The organism is Pseudomonas sp. H1_D05 (assembly GCF_054682705.1).
In genome coordinates, this window is the sequence record NZ_CP162825.1 from 1,980,001 (window position 1) to 1,995,501 (window position 15,501).

10 protein-coding genes and 3 rRNA genes (1 of these 13 only partly in view) are annotated in these 15,501 nt (G+C 58.2%); 7 read left to right on the top strand and 6 right to left on the bottom strand.

Translation table 11 applies throughout. The features are described from left to right. The 4 genes from AB4O11_RS09115 to AB4O11_RS09130 all read left to right on the top strand — a co-directional run. Positions 1 to 1,857, top strand: a 23S ribosomal RNA gene (locus tag AB4O11_RS09115) (it extends 1,037 nt beyond the left edge of the window). 152 nt (positions 1,858 to 2,009) lie between these two features. Further along, positions 2,010 to 2,125, top strand: a 5S ribosomal RNA gene (gene rrf, locus AB4O11_RS09120). A 105-nt stretch (positions 2,126 to 2,230) separates the two neighbouring features. Further along, positions 2,231 to 2,346 (top strand): 5S ribosomal RNA (gene rrf, locus AB4O11_RS09125). A gap of 381 nt (positions 2,347 to 2,727) precedes the next feature. Continuing rightward, the gene (locus tag AB4O11_RS09130) at positions 2,728 to 4,608 is read left to right on the top strand and encodes a methyl-accepting chemotaxis protein (protein WP_460130481.1); all 1,881 of its coding nucleotides are present in this window, start codon (positions 2,728 to 2,730) and stop codon (positions 4,606 to 4,608) included. A gap of 147 nt (positions 4,609 to 4,755) precedes the next feature. Here the strand turns inward: AB4O11_RS09130 and AB4O11_RS09135 are convergent, their stop codons facing one another. The 4 genes from AB4O11_RS09135 to AB4O11_RS09150 are packed head-to-tail and all read right to left on the bottom strand — an operon-like array spanning position 4,756 to position 10,353. Then, positions 4,756 to 5,223 (bottom strand): SRPBCC family protein, encoded by a 468-nt coding sequence (locus tag AB4O11_RS09135; protein WP_460130482.1) that lies wholly within the window; start codon positions 5,221 to 5,223, stop codon positions 4,756 to 4,758. A 21-nt stretch (positions 5,224 to 5,244) separates the two neighbouring features. Further along, the gene (locus AB4O11_RS09140) at positions 5,245 to 8,637 is read right to left on the bottom strand and encodes an amino acid adenylation domain-containing protein (protein ID WP_460130483.1); all 3,393 of its coding nucleotides are present in this window, start codon (positions 8,635 to 8,637) and stop codon (positions 5,245 to 5,247) included. Between the two features lie 13 nt (positions 8,638 to 8,650). Next, positions 8,651 to 9,580 (bottom strand): diiron oxygenase, encoded by a 930-nt coding sequence (locus AB4O11_RS09145; protein WP_099757654.1) that lies wholly within the window; start codon positions 9,578 to 9,580, stop codon positions 8,651 to 8,653. Further along, a complete protein-coding gene (locus AB4O11_RS09150; protein ID WP_460130484.1) occupies positions 9,577 to 10,353 on the bottom strand; it encodes a DUF3050 domain-containing protein in 777 nt (258 codons plus the stop codon). The genes AB4O11_RS09145 and AB4O11_RS09150 overlap by 4 nt, the downstream gene beginning before the upstream one ends. Positions 10,354 to 10,497: 144 nt before the next feature. Between AB4O11_RS09150 and AB4O11_RS09155 the strand changes: the two genes are divergently transcribed. After that, positions 10,498 to 10,668, top strand: a complete 171-nt coding sequence (locus AB4O11_RS09155; protein ID WP_158561687.1) for a hypothetical protein — start codon at positions 10,498 to 10,500, stop codon at positions 10,666 to 10,668. Positions 10,669 to 11,098: 430 nt separating this feature from the next. Here AB4O11_RS09155 and AB4O11_RS09160 read toward each other — a convergent pair whose 3' ends face one another. After that, positions 11,099 to 11,809 carry a GntR family transcriptional regulator gene (locus tag AB4O11_RS09160; RefSeq protein WP_093442659.1) on the bottom strand — a complete coding sequence of 237 codons (711 nt, stop codon included), beginning with the start codon at positions 11,807 to 11,809 and terminating at the stop codon, positions 11,099 to 11,101. 197 nt (positions 11,810 to 12,006) lie between these two features. Here AB4O11_RS09160 and lapG point away from each other — a divergent pair, with 197 nt between their 5' ends. Then, positions 12,007 to 12,699, top strand: coding sequence for a cysteine protease LapG (lapG, locus tag AB4O11_RS09165; RefSeq protein ID WP_095113878.1), 693 nt, complete (start codon positions 12,007 to 12,009; stop codon positions 12,697 to 12,699). Positions 12,700 to 12,713: 14 nt separating this feature from the next. Further along, positions 12,714 to 14,660, top strand: a complete 1,947-nt coding sequence (gene lapD, locus AB4O11_RS09170) for a cyclic di-GMP receptor LapD (RefSeq protein WP_460130485.1) — start codon at positions 12,714 to 12,716, stop codon at positions 14,658 to 14,660. A gap of 462 nt (positions 14,661 to 15,122) precedes the next feature. Here the strand turns inward: lapD and AB4O11_RS09175 are convergent, their stop codons facing one another. Continuing rightward, a complete protein-coding gene (locus AB4O11_RS09175) occupies positions 15,123 to 15,461 on the bottom strand; it encodes a hypothetical protein (RefSeq protein WP_007918987.1) in 339 nt (112 codons plus the stop codon). Positions 15,462 to 15,501: the final 40 nt, after the last annotated feature.

Sequence of the window (15,501 nt, forward strand, 5' to 3'; positions counted from 1 at the left end):
GACAGCTAGGAGGTTGGCTTAGAAGCAGCCACCCTTTAAAGAAAGCGTAATAGCTCACTAGTCGAGTCGGCCTGCGCGGAAGATGTAACGGGGCTCAAACCATACACCGAAGCTACGGGTATCACCTTCGGGTGATGCGGTAGAGGAGCGTTCTGTAAGCCTGTGAAGGTGAGTTGAGAAGCTTGCTGGAGGTATCAGAAGTGCGAATGCTGACATGAGTAACGACAATGGGTGTGAAAAACACCCACGCCGAAAGACCAAGGTTTCCTGCGCAACGTTAATCGACGCAGGGTTAGTCGGTCCCTAAGGCGAGGCTGAAAAGCGTAGTCGATGGAAAACAGGTTAATATTCCTGTACTTCTGGTTATTGCGATGGAGGGACGGAGAAGGCTAGGCCAGCTTGGCGTTGGTTGTCCAAGTTTAAGGTGGTAGGCTGAGATCTTAGGTAAATCCGGGATCTTAAGGCCGAGAGCTGATGACGAGTGTTCTTTTAGAACACGAAGTGGTTGATGCCATGCTTCCAAGAAAAGCTTCTAAGCTTCAGGTAACCAGGAACCGTACCCCAAACCGACACAGGTGGTTGGGTAGAGAATACCAAGGCGCTTGAGAGAACTCGGGTGAAGGAACTAGGCAAAATGGCACCGTAACTTCGGGAGAAGGTGCGCCGGTGAGGGTGAAGGACTTGCTCCGTAAGCTCATGCCGGTCGAAGATACCAGGCCGCTGCGACTGTTTATTAAAAACACAGCACTCTGCAAACACGAAAGTGGACGTATAGGGTGTGACGCCTGCCCGGTGCCGGAAGGTTAATTGATGGGGTTAGCTAACGCGAAGCTCTTGATCGAAGCCCCGGTAAACGGCGGCCGTAACTATAACGGTCCTAAGGTAGCGAAATTCCTTGTCGGGTAAGTTCCGACCTGCACGAATGGCGTAACGATGGCGGCGCTGTCTCCACCCGAGACTCAGTGAAATTGAAATCGCTGTGAAGATGCAGTGTATCCGCGGCTAGACGGAAAGACCCCGTGAACCTTTACTATAGCTTTGCACTGGACTTTGAATTTGCTTGTGTAGGATAGGTGGGAGGCTTTGAAGCGTGGACGCCAGTTCGCGTGGAGCCATCCTTGAAATACCACCCTGGCAACTTTGAGGTTCTAACTCAGGTCCGTTATCCGGATCGAGGACAGTGTATGGTGGGTAGTTTGACTGGGGCGGTCTCCTCCTAAAGAGTAACGGAGGAGTACGAAGGTGCGCTCAGACCGGTCGGAAATCGGTCGTAGAGTATAAAGGCAAAAGCGCGCTTGACTGCGAGACAGACACGTCGAGCAGGTACGAAAGTAGGTCTTAGTGATCCGGTGGTTCTGTATGGAAGGGCCATCGCTCAACGGATAAAAGGTACTCCGGGGATAACAGGCTGATACCGCCCAAGAGTTCATATCGACGGCGGTGTTTGGCACCTCGATGTCGGCTCATCACATCCTGGGGCTGAAGCCGGTCCCAAGGGTATGGCTGTTCGCCATTTAAAGTGGTACGCGAGCTGGGTTTAGAACGTCGTGAGACAGTTCGGTCCCTATCTGCCGTGGACGTTTGAGATTTGAGAGGGGCTGCTCCTAGTACGAGAGGACCGGAGTGGACGAACCTCTGGTGTTCCGGTTGTCACGCCAGTGGCATTGCCGGGTAGCTATGTTCGGGAAAGATAACCGCTGAAAGCATCTAAGCGGGAAACTTGCCTCAAGATGAGATCTCACTGGAACCTTGAGTTCCCTGAAGGGCCGTCGAAGACTACGACGTTGATAGGTTGGGTGTGTAAGCGCTGTGAGGCGTTGAGCTAACCAATACTAATTGCCCGTGAGGCTTGACCATATAACACCCAAGCAATTTGCGTCGAAGAGACCAGATTGCGGTGTGTGAAGACGAAACGAACCGAAAGTTCGATGTTCACAAAACACCGAAAGCTGTCACATACCCAATTTGCTGAAGCGAGGCCATCTGGTCACGAGTCAGTACCCGAATTTCTTGACGACCATAGAGCGTTGGAACCACCTGATCCCATCCCGAACTCAGCAGTGAAACGATGCATCGCCGATGGTAGTGTGGGGTTTCCCCATGTGAGAGTAGGTCATCGTCAAGATTAAATTCCGAAACCCCAATTGCGAAAGCAGTTGGGGTTTTGTTTTAGTAGAAGTAACTGTTTTTGCTGGCTCGTTACCGTGTTGACGGGCCAGATACAGAATTTCTTGACGACCATAGAGCGTTGGAACCACCTGATCCCATCCCGAACTCAGAAGTGAAACGATGCATCGCCGATGGTAGTGTGGGGTTTCCCCATGTGAGAGTAGGTCATCGTCAAGATTGAATTCCGAAACCCCTGTCTGCTAACGCGGACGGGGGTTTTGTCATTTCAGGATCAGATAAAGAAACGACAAAGCCAGCCCCTGAGACATCAGGGGCTGGCTTTTTTATGCACAGGAAAAAGGGTTGCAGGATTTGAAACTGCCGCCGGAACGTTGCTCCGGAAACACCGTGACGAACGCTCTGGCACGCCGTTGGGCGGGAATCTGGCAGAAATACCATCCATTTCCTGTATGGCCCTAAGATTTCTCCGACACGTGCCGACAGACTGGTGAGACATGCGTGCACCAAAGTAGAGCGGCTAGTAGAACGCTGCCTGCACTGTACATGGATGTTGCATCCGGAACGCATCCCCACTTTTGGCATAAGAAGTCCCATGAAATGAATCTCAAGTTCAGCCATAAAATCCTGTTGGCCGCCTCGGGCGTCGTGGTCCTGGCGTTCGCGCTGTTCACCCTCTACAACGACTATCTGCAGCGAAACACCATTCGCCAGAACCTCCAGTCTTCCGTGCAGCAGGCCGGTGATCTGACCGCCAGCAGCGTGCAGAACTGGATGAGCGGGCGGATCCTGGTGCTGGAAAACCTCGCGCAGAACGTTGCCCATCAGGGTAAGGACGCGGACTTCCCGGGCCTGGTCGATCAACCGGCCTTCACCTCGAACTTCCAGTTCACCTACGTCGGTCAGGCCAACGGTGTGTTCACCCAGCGTCCTGACGCGAAGATGCCGGACGGCTATGACCCGCGTCAGCGCCCTTGGTACAAGCAGGCCGTGGTAGCTGACAAAACCATGCTGACGCCGCCGTACATGGCTGCTGTCGGCGGGCTGGTGGTGACCATCGCCATGCCGGTGAAAAAGAACGGTGAACTGCTCGGCGTCGTCGGGGGTGACCTGAGCCTGGAAACCCTGGTGAAGATCATCAACTCGGTGGACTTCGGTGGCCTCGGCCATGCATTCCTGGTTAGCGCCGACGGTCAGGTGATCGTTAGCCCGGACAAGGATCAGGTCATGAAAAACCTGAAAGACATCTACCCAAACACCAGCGTACGCATCGAGAAGGGCAACCAGAACGTGTTGCTCAACGGTCAGGAACGTATTCTGTCGTTTACCCCGGTCAGCGATCTGCCGAATGCGCAGTGGTACATCGGTCTGTCGATCGACCGCGACAAGGCCTACGCAGCACTCAGCCAATTCCGCACCTCGGCACTGATTGCGATGTTCGTGGCCGTGGCGGCCATTGCCTTGCTGCTGAGCCTGTTGATCAATGTGTTGATGCGTCCGCTGACCACCATGGGCCGTGCGATGCAGGATATCGCTCAGGGCGAAGGCGACCTGACCCGCCGCCTGGTGGTCGAGAGCAAAGACGAGTTCGGTGAATTGGGCAGCGCGTTCAACCAGTTCGTTGAGCGTATTCACGCGTCGATTTCCGAAGTGTCTTCCGCCACCCGTCATGTGCATGACTTGTCGCAACGGGTGATGGCATCGTCCAACGCCTCGATCGTCGGTTCCGACGAACAAAGCGCGCGCACCAACAGCGTGGCTGCCGCTATTAACGAGTTGGGCGCCGCCACTCAGGAAATTGCGCGCAACGCCGCCGATGCTTCGCAACACGCCAGCGGCGCCAGCGAGCAGGCTGATGACGGTCGTCAGGTGGTCGAGCAGACGATTCAAGCGATGACAGAGTTGTCGCAGAAGATCAGCCTGTCGTGCACGCAGATCGAAACCCTGAACGCCAGCACCGACAACATCGGCCACATCCTCGATGTGATCAAAGGGATTTCGCAGCAGACCAACCTGCTGGCACTTAACGCCGCAATCGAAGCGGCGCGTGCCGGTGAAGCCGGACGTGGTTTTGCCGTGGTGGCGGACGAGGTGCGAAACCTTGCCCATCGCACCCAGGAGTCGGCGGAAGAGATCCACAAAATGATCACGTCGTTGCAGATCGGTTCGCGGGAAGCGGTGACCACGATGAACGCCAGTCAGGTGTCCAGCGAGCAGAGCGTGGAAGTGGCCAATCAGGCCGGTTTGCGTCTGGTCAGCGTGACTCAACGCATCGGTGAAATCGACGGCATGAACCAATCGGTGGCAGCGGCCACTGAAGAGCAGACCGCGGTTGTGGAAACCCTCAACGTCGACGTTAACCAGATCAATCTGCTGAACCAGCAGAGCGTGGCTAACCTCAACGAGACGTTGAAGGATTGTGATGCGTTGTCGCAGCAGGCTAACCGTCTGAAGCAATTGGTCGACAGCTTCAAGATCTGATTATTCAGATTGGAGACCGCGTTATCGTTCTTCGCGAGCAAGCTCGCTCCCACAGATTGACCGCATTCCTACAGAAGGAATGCAATCAAAATGTGGGAGCGAGCCTGCTCGCGAAAGCGGTCTGACATTCACCGCAAAGCCGAAGCCTTAAACAAACAGCTTCAGCACATTCCCCATCGCATCATCCGCAAACCCCTGCACAAAATCCTTGAACCCTGGCAGTGCCTCTTCACCGCCCGCAGCCGCCTCGGCAATGATCGTCCACGTCGCCCGAGACTTACCCGCGCCCAGCGATTCGACATTCATCGCCGCCCACAGATTCGCCACCCCCAACGTGTTGTAAATCGTCGTCCAGGTCATGCTCCGCGCGTGCTCATCGCGGGAGTTGAGTTGCTCGACTACCACGTTGCCATCCTTGAAGCATTTCTTGCGCAGCGAGGACACGCCCTCGCCGATTGTTTCGATGTGCGACAGCGCCGGAATGAAACGGTCGAATCCGCCGAAATCGCCGACCACCGCCCAGACCTGCGCCGCGTCTGCCGGCACTTCTACCGAAGACACTACGTGGCAGCCATGCGGGTTTTTGATCAGGGTATCGGGTTGCAAAGTGCTCATGGTGTTGCTCCTTTTGTTGGATCAGATGAAGTTGATTTCTTTCAGGTAATCGCAGCCACGACGCAGCAGCGCCGGGGATTTCTGCGGGTAGTGCGCGCCCATCAGATGCACGCCGGCCTCAGCGTTGGCATGACCAATCAGGGAGATGTCGCCGATGTCTTCTTCGAAGCCGTTGAGGTAGAAACCGAGCACGCCGAACAGCGCGTTGTCGGCATCGACGCGGTTTAGTTGCTGCTGCCAGTCGGCGACGCTGACCAGCGCGAACTCGCTGCCGGTTTCGCGGAACGAAGTGACGTAGGCGTCCCAGCTCAAAGGCTCGGGGTTATGCAGGTTGAACACCGCGCGGTCGGACGAATAACGGCTGGCGTGGAAAGCAATGAAGCGGGCGAGAAAGTCCACCGGCATCAGGTCAAAATTCAGCGCGAAGGCCGGTACCTGGCCGAGCTGAATCGAGCCTTTGAGCATCAGCATCAAACGGTTTTTGTGCGGCTGACAAACGCCGCTCAAGCTGTTGAAACTAATGTTGCCAGGGCGATACAGATTGACCCGTACACCGCGTTCCCGCGCCCGTTCGAGGATGCGTTCGCCGACCCATTTCGACAGGTTGTAGCCGTTGCGAATATAGATCGGTGGGGTCGTGGCGGCTGGCAGTTCCAGCACCCGTCCAGCATCGTCCACCGTGCTGGAAGCCGACAGCGTCGAGACGAAGTTGAAAACCTTTTTGCTCTGCCCTTCGCACAAGCGCAGCAGGGCGAAAATCGGTTCGACGTTGTCCGCCGCCAGCGACTCGTAATCGAGTACGTGATTGACGTTAGCGGCGTTGTGCACCAGTGCGCCGAACTCGCGATCCAGGCGCTGATAGTCGTCGTCATTCAGGCCCAACTGCGGACGCGTAATATCCGCCGCGTAAACCCGCACACGACTCAGATCCAGATGCTCCAGGCGGTTTTCACGCAGTGACTCGGCAAAGCGTTGCGCCGCCGTTTTACCGCCGCCGTCGCGCACCAGACACGCTACTTCGGTGGCACCCCAACCGAGCAGCGCCTCGACGATGTGCACGCCGACAAAGCTATTGGCGCCGGTGACGATGACTTTATGCACATCACCCATGCGGCTGATCGGCAGTGGCTCGATTTCCAGTGCACGCTCGGCGTCGGCCGTGGCCTGGGCGCTGAGTACGGCGCTGTCATCGGTGCCGCGTACCAGCGTTGCCAGTTTGATGATGGTCGGCAGTTCGATGAAGCGATTGATCGAAATGCTACGCCCGAACTCCTCACGCAAACGCAGCAACATGCGCGAGAGCAGAATCGAGTGGCCACCGAGATTGAAGAAGCTTTCGTCGGTGGAAATGTCGCTGCTCGGCAGCTCCAGCAACTCCGCCCAGATCTCCAGCAACAGCGCTTCATCGGCATTCACCGGCAGGCATTTCGGCGCGTTGCCCTGCACGCTCACTGGCAGTTCCAGCAGTGCTTTGCGATCGACTTTGCCGTTGCTGGCGAACGGCATGCTCGCCAGCTCGGTCCACGCCACCGGTTGCATGTAGTCCGGCAAAAACTGTCTGGCGTGGGCTTTCAGCGCGTCGCGTGCGGTGTCCGATTGCGCTTGTGCGAGGAACGCGAGAATGCGCCGCTGACTGTCGATCACCACCGCCATTTGCCGGTACAACTGGCTCTCGCGCAGGCAGCGCTCGATCTCTTCCGGCTCGACCCGGAAGCCACGGATTTTTACCTGATTGTCGCGCCGCCCGCACAGTTCGATACCGTGCTCGCCCCACCTGGCCATGTCGCCGCTGCGGTAGGCGCGCAGCGTTTGGCCGTCCGGTAATTGCAGGGTCAGATAACGCTCGGCGGTCTGCTGCGGATTGTTCAGATAACCGAGGCAAACACCGGGGCCGACGATGAACAATTCGCCGACGGTGTGCTCCGCCACCGGTTGCAAATCGTCATCGAGAATCAGCACTTGGCTGTTGGCGATTGGTGCCCCGAGGGTACGGTTACTGTCGCCCGGTTTGAGCTGGCGCGCGGTGATCAGTACGGTGGCTTCGGTCGGGCCGTAAAGGTTGTGCAGTGTGCCTTGGCGGGTGAGTTGCTCAATGACAAACGGCTCGCAGACATCGCCGCCGGTCATCACTTGCACGCCTTCCAGTTGCTCCAGCGGCAGGATGCTCAACAGCGCCGGTGGCAGGAATGCGTGGGTCAGGTGTCGGCGGCGGATCAACGCGACCAGTTGCAATGGATCTCGTCGTTGCGTGTCGTCCGGCACCACCAGTTCGGCACCTTCCAGCAGGGTCGGGAAGATGTCGATCAGTGACGAATCGAAGCTCAGCGACGAGAACTGCAAGACCCGACTCTCGGCACGCAATTGCACGTAATCGGCGTACCACGCGGTAAAGTGCGCGAGGTTGGCCTGACTGAGCAACACGCCTTTCGGATGCCCGGTGGTGCCCGAGGTGTAGAGCGCCATGCACGGTGCATCAAGTTCGGGGCGGCGGCGCATCAACGGTTGGCTGAGATCTGCCTCTGAGTTGTCGATGCGGCTGACGTTCAGCCCCGCCATGGATGCGCTGAACGGATGCTCGCCATCATGCAGCAACAGCAGCGCGCCAGCGTTTTGCAGAATGTATTGCTGACGCTGCAGCGGGTGGCTCGGCTCCAGCGGCAGATACACCGCGCCGCTGCCGAGGATCGCCAGAATCGAGGCAAACAACGCCGGGCTTTTTGGCAGGCAGATGCCGACCACCCACGGTTTTGGCTGTTGCTCGAGCAACGGCAGCAAGCGCTGTTGAATCGCACGGCTGTGAGCGTGCAGTTGGCGATAGCTGATCGACTGTTCGGCGATGTGCAGCGCCGGGCGTTCAGCGTGGTGGATCAAGCTTCGTTGCAGGCGCTCGATCACCGGGATCTGCGCCTCTTCCAGCAATGCGGGATTGGCCGTGTCGTTGCGGTGATGGACGTAAGCCAGGTTGTCGAGGAACAGCAGGTTTTCCATTCTCTCGAAATCCGGCGCAGTCACTGACGCGGCCAGCTGCAGATAGTCAGCATCACGGGAGAAGCGGCTGACCAGCAACGCCACTTCATCGACCACCTGCGTCAGCACCCGTTGCCGCAGCGCCTGCCCATTGCCGGACGGCTCATCGCCAATCGGTACGCGGCTGATCAGTGACGAGCCAAGGAAACACAGCAAGTCGAGTGTCGGCAAACCGGCAGGGCTCTGCACGCCGACACCCAAACGCAGATGCAGGTGCGGGATCGAGCAGAAATCGCCGGCGCCGATAAAACCATCGTCGATGATCAGATCCACCGTCGATGCACCGGCAGCGCTGCGCTGCAAGGAGTGACCGTGTTGTTCCAGTTCCTGCGCCAGGTCGGTCATCGCCTGGCTGGTGCCAATCAGCAAAATGTCGAGACGTTTCATATCGGCCTCCTCATCAAACCAGATAGTCGCGCAGCGCGTGCTGCACGCAGGGCGCATCGAGCAGCGAGCTGTTGTGGAAGAACTTGACGATGTTGCCCACCAGCGGGTGATGGCGATTGATCGGGAATGCCAGCCCGGCCATCTCGTCCCTGAGCGAACGGCGCGTGGTCTCGCTGACCGGCAGTGCGTCGATCAGGCGCAGGTCGAAGGATTTCTGGATGTCGTTGGTCAGGTAATGGCCGATGAACACCGGCAGAATCTGCGCGATGGTTTCGCGATCCGCCGCGTTGGCGGTGTGCCAATAGATGCGCACCATCCGCGCCCAGAAACTCGAATGGCGACCTTCATCGAGCAAGTGATCGGCCATCAGGCCTTTGATCGACGGCTTGACCGTGTCGTCGCGTGCGAACGCCGCGACATCACCGGTCACGGTGTTTTCGGCGATGGCCACGCAGATTAATTCGACCGCGCTGCGCAGGTGCTCTGGCGCCAGCGCTACTGCCGCAGGAATCGCCCGGCTCAGTTCGATTTCATCGGGGAGCTGAATCGGTTCGATGCCGGTCATCGCCACCGTTTGCTGCATGAAATCCATCGCCACGAGGGCGTGGTAATCCTCGTCGACCACCACGGTCATCGCGTCGTAACGACAGGCAAACGGGAAGGCCACGGCGAAGCGATTCTTGGCGATGCTGCGCGCGGTCTTGTCGACGATCTCGGTCTCGAAAATCACCACGTCGTTGATGAATTTGTACAGCGTCTGCACCAAGGCGAAATCACGCTGCTGCGGGCACTCGCGCAGGAAAGTTTCGCTGAGCACCAGCGGCTGGCGGCTGAGCGGATAGATCAGCCGTTCATCGTCTTCGAGTACGCGTCGCGGACGGGTGCGGATGGTCGCGCGATTCTCCCAGGCGTCGGCAAAGGATTGATAGTCAGCAGCGTTCATTGGGTCACCTCTGCCAACGGCTCGCGCATGCTTACGCGCAGGCCGTCCCACAAGGCGATACGGCTTTCCACGGCGGCAATGGCGCTGGCGTAGACCTCGGCTTCACGTTGCGGGTCGCCGTCGACCAGGCGCTCGAGCAGGTGTTCGGCCGCCGGGCCGTGGTCTTCGGAGTCGACCTCGATGTGCCGTTCGAGGTAATAGCGAAAGGTCGGCGCCTGTTCGATACCGATGCCCCAGTCGTCAAGAATGCGCTGGAACATGGTCGGGATCACGCTCTCGCGACCATGCAGAAACGCCGCCGCCACGCTGTGTCCCGGTGCATGCAGGGCGGTGCGCAAGGTGTCGCGGACAAACTGCGCGGCGGCCGGATCAACCTCGACGCTTTGCAGCGCGACGTCATAGCTCACGCCTTCCTGTTGCAGGGCGACAAAGCGCTCCACGGCTTGGGTACTCGCGCCGATTTCGCGCATTGCGTCCAGGTACAGCTCAAAATGGCTGTAATGCCCTTCGGCCAGGCGATTATCCGACTCTTCGCCGAGAACGATCTCGTTGATCAGTCGGGCGGCGAGAGGATCGCGCGGCGGCAACCACGGTAGTCGGGTGCAGGTCAGCTCCTGCTGCAGGCGTTTGGTCAGCGACATGAAGTCCCACACGGCAAATACATGGGTTTCCATGAAGCGACGCAACACCGATAACGACGTGATCTCGGCAAAGATCGGGTGAATGCTAAGTTCGGCTTTCTTCAGGGCGAGTTGGTGCTTAGTGGGCATCATGATGTCCTTTATCGTTGATATTAAATGGAACTGCTCTGCAACTGCGCAATCAATGAAACTACGACTTACTTGTTTCCTGTCGGCGGACGACAGCCTTCCTTCCTGATAGGTAAGTGCGGATCGATATACCTTTGACATGGCTTCATGTCTGCCCATCAAGCGCTGCTGCTGTACCGCAGGCATTGGGCTGCTGCCGAAGTGAAGGGTGAAGTTCAAACTTGGCGAAGAAAAGCTAATACACCGACAAAGTGTTTAACAAGTATATTTTTAATTATTTTAAGTTTGCTGTTTTTTGAAGTTGAGTTGTTCCAATAAAACTTTCAGGTAAAGTTTTATTTGGGCGTAGTTGCTCCTTTCGGCGAATAACGGCCAAAATTGCTCAAGAAGAGTGAATGCCTCACTCGAAGCAACTTTCCAGTAATAAGAATTGAATGATTTAAAAGGGGCGGAAGTTGGCCGTGACCCCGCGCCATGACTTCCTTTTTCCCGTGGCAAGGCTCCTTCCGTAGGTTCCTGGTGCGGGGACTGCGCCGGCAGGGCGGCGCGTCGCCCGTTCTTTATGGGGTGGCGGCTCAAGAGTGCGGGTAAATTTGCGCCACGGCTATGACCGATTCATCAGCGGCAACGTGCAAATATCGGACTGAACGGCGCAAGGAGGTTAGAGCGGACATGTGGATCCGCCCAGCAGAGGGCTGGCGGATCGCTTGGGGATTTGTAAGCGGGTGATTCGCGGGGCAGTGCGCGCTCAGCGCGCAGCTTGGCGGTTTTGCGCGGCAGGGGTAGCGAGATAACGGGTAATCACTTCGACACCGCGATTGAGGTGCTGCTCGAGGAGTTTGATCGACAGCTCAGTGTCGCGATCCTGCACGGCTTGCAACATCGCCCGGTGATCGTCCTGGGACAATTTGCCCAGGCCCATGGCCTCAAGGTTGAAGCGCAGAAAACGCTCTTCTTCGTTGAGCCCGTCTTCAACCAGTCGCAGTAAGCGTTGGTTGGGCGCCTTGCTGTACAGGGCCATGTGGAACAAACGGTTGAGCCGGCCGATTTCCGTGTAGTCGTGTTGCGCCTCAAGCTCTTCGATGTACCCGGCTGCGCGTGCGTGGTCGGCAGCGGTCAGCAGCGGAATCGATTGCCGCATGGCTTCGGATTCGAGCAGGATGCGCAACTCGTAGGTTTCGGTCGCGTCACCCTGAATCAATGGCGCAACCACTGCACCTTTATGCGTAGTAACGCTCAGCAGTTCTTGGGCTTCGAGCTGGCGCAACGCTTCGCGCACCGGCATGCGGCTGACACCGAAAAGGTCGGCCAGATCCTGCTGGCGCAGCGCCGTGCCACAGGGCAGACGACCGTCGAGGATTGCCGAGCGCAGGGTTTCTTCGATCACCGAACGGGCCAGATGAGCAGGAATCGGTCCATCGACTTTAATGCTGTGCAACGGTTTGGGCTTCTGTGTCACGACTACGCACCCTGTATGTCGGCCTGGTTTGGATCCAAATGACACTAGTGATTGCTCTACAGGTTGTCAAACCTTGTAAAACATCGCTGTGCCAACTGAAGTTTAGCGTGCCGAGTATGATCTCATGGTGCCATTGTTTTTTGTCGGGCTAAGCTTCACCATCAAACGCTTTCCTTCCTGCCCCCTGGAAACCTGCTGTGGCGGTACGTTTCGCGATCCCCCGGACTCTGCGCTGGCTAGGCTGCGCACTGCTGCTGGCCGGCGTCATGCTGGGCGGTCTGCATGCCGATTGGGATTTTTCCACGATCAGCCGCAAAGCCACGGCACTCTACGGGCCGCTGGGTGCCGGGCAGCAGCGCATTGATGCCTGGCAGAATCTGTTGGCCACGCAGAAACAAGTCAGCGAGATGGAAAAGCTCAAAGTGGTGAACCTGTTCTTCAACAAACAGGTGCGCTACGTCGAGGACATCGATCTGTGGCACGAGGTCGATTACTGGGAAACGCCGATCGAAGCGCTGTGGAAGGGCGCCGGCGACTGCGAAGACTATGCGATCGCCAAGTATTTCAGCTTGCGTCATCTTGGGGTTTCCAGTGACAAGCTGCGTATCACCTACGTCAAGGCGTTGCGTCAGAACCGCGCGCACATGGTCCTGACTTACTATGCCACCCCCGATGCCATGCCTCTGGTGCTCGACAGCCTGATCGATCCGATCCAGCCGGCGTCGCAGCGAACCGATTTGCTGCCGGTCTACTCTTTTAATGCTGAAGGGTTGTACCTGCCGGGCGCCAAGGGCAACAAGAAGGTCGGTGACACCAAACGCCTGTCACGCTGGCAGGATGTGTTGAAGAAAATGCAGGCCGAAGGTTTCCCGGTCGAAACGACTAACTAGGAGCATGCGCTCAGATGTCTTTGTTCAAACAGCTGTTGATCGCTATCTGTCTGTTCCTGGTGGTCGCCTTCACCGGCAGCTTCATGGTCAGTCTGGAAAGCTCGCGCACCCAGTACGTCAACCAGTTGCGTTCCCACGCCCAGGACGCCGCGACGGCGCTGGCGTTGTCGCTGACGCCGAATATCGACGATCCGGCCATGGTCGAGTTGCTGGTCAGCTCGATTTTCGACAGCGGTTATTACGCGAGCATCCGCGTGGTCGATCTGAAGACTGACCAGACGATTGTTGAGCGCAACGGCATTCCGGCCGTCACCAATGTGCCGGACTGGTTCGTCAAGCTGATCGGCCTGGAGCCGGCCGGTGGCGACGCGCTGGTCAGCCGTGGCTGGGAGCAGGCGGCGCGAGTCGAGGTGGTCAGCCATCCGATGTTTGCTGTGGCCAAATTGTGGCAGAGCGCGTTGGGCAGCCTTGGCTGGCTGCTGATCTGCGGGGCGATCAGTGCCGTGCTCGGCGCGCTGCTGCTGCGCCGGCAGTTGAAGCCGCTGGATTACATGGTCAAGCAGTCCCACGCCATCGCCCGTCGCGAATTCCTCAGCCTGCCGGAACTGCCGCGCACACCTGAGTTGCGCCGTGTGGTGCAGGCGATGAACCAGATGGTCGAGAAGCTCAAGGCGCTGTTCCAGGAGCAGGCCGAACGCAGTGAAAAGCTGCGCGCCGAGTCCTATCAGGACAATCTCACGGGGCTTGCCAACCGGCGCTATTTCGAAATGCAGTTGCACAACCGGGTGAGCAACCCGGAGCAGGCCAGTTCCGGTTATCTGCTGCTATTGCGGGTCAAGGATCTGGCCGGGCTCAACCAGCGTCTCGGTGGCCAGCGCACCGATGAATTGTTGAAAGCAGTTGGCGAGCAACTGTCCCGCGAATGCGCCAAATACCCGGAAACCCAAAACCTCGTCACCCGTATTCGTGGCGGAGAGTTTGCCGTGCTGGCGCCGGGGCTGGTTCGTGAGGAAGCGCTGCAACTGGCGCAGAACCTCGACAGCGCTTTGAGCAGTCTGCACGCCACCGGGGCGACCGATTTGGCTGCCGTGGCGTCGATCGGCCTGGCGCCGTTCACCCACGGTGATTCACCGCAACAAGTACTGACGCTCGGCGATCAGGCGCTGGCGCAAGCTGAAGGTCAGGGCGAGCAGAATTGGGCGTGCATCGATCAGAGCCTGACGGCGGATGTCGGCGACGATCACCATGCCTGGCATCGCTTGCTCGATCAGGCCTTGAGTCAGCAGCGTTTCGAGCTGTATTTCCAGCCGGTGGTCGCCGCCGCAGACACGCAGCTGGTGCTGCATTACAAAGTGCTCTCGCGCCTGCTCGATGATCAGGGCCAGACCATCCCGGCCGGGCGCTTCCTGCCTTGGCTGGAACGCTTCGGCTGGACTGCACGGCTTGACCGCCTGATGCTCGAACGCGTGCTGGAGCAAATGAAAGAGCACGAAGATTCGCTGGCGCTGAATTTGTCCTCGGCGACTCTGGCTGACCCGCAGGCGTTGAACAAAGTCTTCGAGATTCTGCGTGCGCATTCCAACTTGGGCGAGCGTTTGACCCTGGAAATCGGCGAGGAGCAATTGCCCGAACAAGCGGTGCTGGAGCAGTTGACCCGGCGCCTGCGCGAACTCGGTTTCTCTCTGAGCCTGCAACGCTTTGGTGGGCGCTTCAGCATGATCGGCAACCTGGCGCGGCTGGGGCTGGCGTACTTGAAGATCGATGGCAGTTACATTCGTGCGATTGATCAGGAGAGTGACAAGCGTCTGTTTATCGAGGCGATCCAGCGTGCGGCGCACAGCATTGATCTGCCGCTGATTGCCGAGCGGGTCGAGACGGAAGGGGAGTTGTCGGTGATTCGCGAGATGGGCTTGTATGGGGTTCAGGGGCGGTTGTTTGGTGAGCCTCGGCCTTGGCGGTGAGATTGCAAAAGCCACCCTCACCCTAGCCCTCTCCCAGAGGGAGAGGGGACTGATTGGGGGATGTTCGGGAAGTACGCCGACGTGAACGATTTGCGCTGAATCCATAATCGACTCGATTTCTCAGGTCGATGTATGGCGCCAGACACCTCGGTCAGCCCCTCTCCCTCACGGGGACTGATTGGGGGATGTTCGGGAAGTACGCCGACGTGAACGATTTGCGCTGAATCCATAATCGACTCGAATTCTCAGGTCGATGTATGGCGCCAGACACCTCGGTCGGCCCCTCTCCCTCACGGGGACTGATTGGGGGATGTTCGGGAAGTACGCTGACGTGAACGATTTTCGCTGAATCCATAATCGACTCGATTTCTCAGGTCGATGTATGGCGCCAGACACCTCGGTCGGCCCCCTCTCCCACCGGGAGAGGGCTGGGGTGAGGGTAGGCTTTTGATACTGGGTGGATCAGATCAACCCGCCCTCATCCTCATCGATCAACTGGCTCAACCCGCCCAACGCCTCACGCGCCTGGGTCCGGTCCATCAGTTTGGCCTGGGCCGCCGGCGGCAGGTCGGTGACGCGGATCACGCCCTTCTGGGTCAGCACCTGAATCAGGTCGTCGAGTACCCGAATCATTTCGAAGTCGCTCTGCTTGAGCTGCTTCAGGCTGGTTTCCACCACTTCATTGGCGAACCAGGCCTGGATTTCATGGCTGTCGGCCGGCAGCGTTTCCGTGGCCTCGGCGTAGGCCGCGGCTTCCACGCGAATCAACAGACCTTGCGCATCGCGTTGCACGTAAAACATTGAGCATCCCTCAGAAATGAACCAGCGTCATGCTGTCAGC